Origin of the sequence: Flavobacterium solisilvae, from assembly GCF_012911605.1 — a bacterium.
GTDB lineage: Bacteria > Bacteroidota > Bacteroidia > Flavobacteriales > Flavobacteriaceae > Flavobacterium > Flavobacterium solisilvae.
This window is the reverse complement of record NZ_JAAMPT010000177.1, coordinates 1-2997: the sequence shown is the minus strand read 5'-3', so window position 1 is coordinate 2997 and position 2997 is coordinate 1. Positions and strand designations below refer to the sequence as shown.

Annotated in this window: 1 protein-coding gene; it reads left to right on the top strand. The window is 36.9% G+C overall.

Annotation, left to right across the window (positions count from 1 at the left end; genetic code table 11):
* Positions 1-223 precede the first annotated feature (223 nt).
* Positions 224-2731 (top strand): cation-translocating P-type ATPase, encoded by a 2508-nt coding sequence (locus G6042_RS00905; RefSeq protein ID WP_169522388.1) that lies wholly within the window; start codon positions 224-226, stop codon positions 2729-2731.
* The last annotated feature ends 266 nt before the right edge of the window (positions 2732-2997 follow it).

Below are 2997 nucleotides of genomic sequence, written 5' to 3'. Positions count from 1 at the left end.
GTAGCTGGTTGCGAGCTATTCCTTGTATATGTTGCATCACTAAAAATAATGAATTTATCTTTTTCTTACAACTATTTTACTATATTTGGTACTAGGATTGTGGAGGTTTTTTCACAGTCTGCCGTTACAGGCAAGCGTGGAAAAATGCACTAAAATCACAAAAACGCTTTTCACAGTAATTTAAATAAATCTAACGGTTTTATGTTTTTAAAAAATTAGACTGATGCAGTATAATGTCCCCAAACACCTTAAAGGTCTCACAACTGAGGAATTAAAAACCTCTCGAAAAAAATTTGGTTTCAATCAAATAGACGCTATTAAAAAAAATGCGTGGTATAGGATGTTGCTCGATATTTTGAAAGAACCAATGCTGCTTTTGCTTATTGCGGTAACAGTTATTTATATAATAGTTGGCAATTATTCCGAAGCTATTTTTATGTTGGGCGCTATTATTGTCGTTTCTGGCATTTCATTCTATCAAGACAATCGCAGTAAAAAAGCACTGGAAGCGTTGAAAAAATTGAACGAACCGTTAAGTACTGTTATCAGAGATTCAATCGTGATGCAAATTCCCACAAACGAAATTGCCGTTGGCGATTTGTGCATTGTCGAAGAAGGAAAAATGATTAGTGCTGATGGCGAAATTGTGCACAGCAATGATTTTTCAGTTAATGAAGCCTCACTAACAGGTGAAAGTTTTTCAGTATTTAAAAGTCAAGAAACCGAAGATAGAAAAATATATAGCGGAACGCTGGTAGTATCTGGTTTGGCCATCTTTAATGTAGAGAAAATTGGAGCAGAAACCAAACTAGGGAAAATCAGTCAATCCATTCAAGATATCAAAGAAGTTCATTCGCCACTGCAAATTCAGATTACCAAATTTGTAAAGGGAATGGCGATTATTGGTGTTATCGTGTTTCTGATGGTTTGGGGATTTAGTTACTGGAAATCAGGAGATATCATACAAAGTTTACTCGCTGGATTAACCTTGGCCATGTCTGTGCTTCCAGAAGAAATCCCTGTAGCCTTTACTACTTTTATGGCTTTAGGTGCCTGGAAATTAATGAGTGAAGGTGTGATAATTAAACGTAGTAGTGTGGTCGAAACATTGGGCAGTACTACAGTGATCTGTACGGACAAAACGGGAACTATTACTGAAAACTCCATGCGACTGAAACTTTTATTTGATTACAAATCAAACAAGGTTTTTGAGGATACGCAATTCAATACACCTGAGCTTTCAGAGCTTATTCGTTTCGCTATGTGGAGTAGTGAACCCATTCCGTTTGATCCCATGGAAAAAACACTGCATCAAATTTATGAGCAAACACAATCCAATGATGAGCGGAAGAATTTTCAAATGATACACGAATATCCATTAGAAGGGAAACCTCCAATGATGACGCATCTTTTTGAAAATAGTTTAGGTGAAAGAATTATTGCAGCCAAAGGTGCGCCCGAAGCCATTCTTGCCGTTTCTAATCTTACGGAAAGCGAGAAGGACAATTTACGACAACATATCATCAATTTCGGAGCGCAAGGGTACCGAGTACTGGGCGTGGCTAAATGTAATTTTGAAGGCAATCACTTTCCTGAAAAACAACAAGATTTTTCATTTGACTTTTTAGGATTTATCGTTTTTTACGATCCACCGAAAGAAAACATTCAAGAGGTATTTAAAAAGATATATGCTGCAGGCATCAAGGTAAAAGTAATTACGGGAGACAATGCAGATACGACAAAGGCTATTGCTCATCAGGCAGGAATTATGAACGAAACACCAGCGGTAAACGGAACGGAAATCGTTCATCACACAGAAACAGAATTGATGGAACTATCTAAAAACACCACACTTTTTACCAGAATGTTTCCTGAGGCAAAATTGGCAATGGTAAACGCTCTTAAAAAGAACGAGGAAGTTGTTGCAATGCTGGGGGATGGTGTAAATGATGCACCTGCTTTAAAAGCAGCTCATATTGGTGTAGCGATGGGAAATAAAGGAACAGAAATCGCAAAAGCAGCGGCAGCAGTAGTTATTGCAAATGATGATTTAGACAAATTGGTCACTGGAATAGCGGCTGGAAGAAGAATTTATGCCAATCTCAAAAAAGCCATTCAGTATATTATATCCATTCATATCCCAATTATTCTAACGGTTTCTTTACCCTTGTTTTTGGGTTGGATATATCCGCATATTTTCACACCGGTACATGTTATTTTCTTGGAGCTAATCATGGGGCCAACCTGTTCTATTGTCTATGAAAATGAGCCGATGGAAAAAAATACAATGCTAGAGAAACCTCGTAAAATGACCGAGACATTCTTGAGCTGGAAAGAATTAAGCATGAGTATTATTCAGGGATTGGTCATTACCGCAGGCGTACTAACAGCCTATCAGTATGCTGTACAAAACGGAAGTAACGAAGCAACTACACGTTCAATAGTTTTCACAACTTTAGTATTTGCAAATGTGTTTTTGAGTATGGTTAATCGCTCATTCATTTACAGTGTATTTGATAGTTTTAAAAATAAAAATACATTGTTCCCATTAATCCTTGGAGCATCTTTGTTTTTACTTATTGCAATACTCTATATTCCGCCATTCGCTTCTTTCTTTCAATTGAGTAGTATAAATTTCCAACAATTCTTAATCTCAATTTTAATTGCTGCCGTGTCGGTGTTGTGGGTCGAAGTGTATAAATGGGTTAAAAGGTTGAAAATAAATAGCTAAAATTACACAGTTAACGAAAGCGCCAGCCTGTAACAGGCGTTTGGCTCAATGGCGGGTTAAGTGGTTAATTGAACATTCTACCTCGCATCAACTTTTGTGGTGTATTGACAGTTTTGTGCTCCGAAATCCGCCACTGCGCCAAGCGCCAAAACGTCAGGTTGTGAAAAAACTTCATTTTCAATACAAATTCACCTAGTTAAAAGCTTATAAATTGGTTTTAAGCCAAGGTATATTTTGAAGTAGTTTGATTTGTTACTAGAATAATA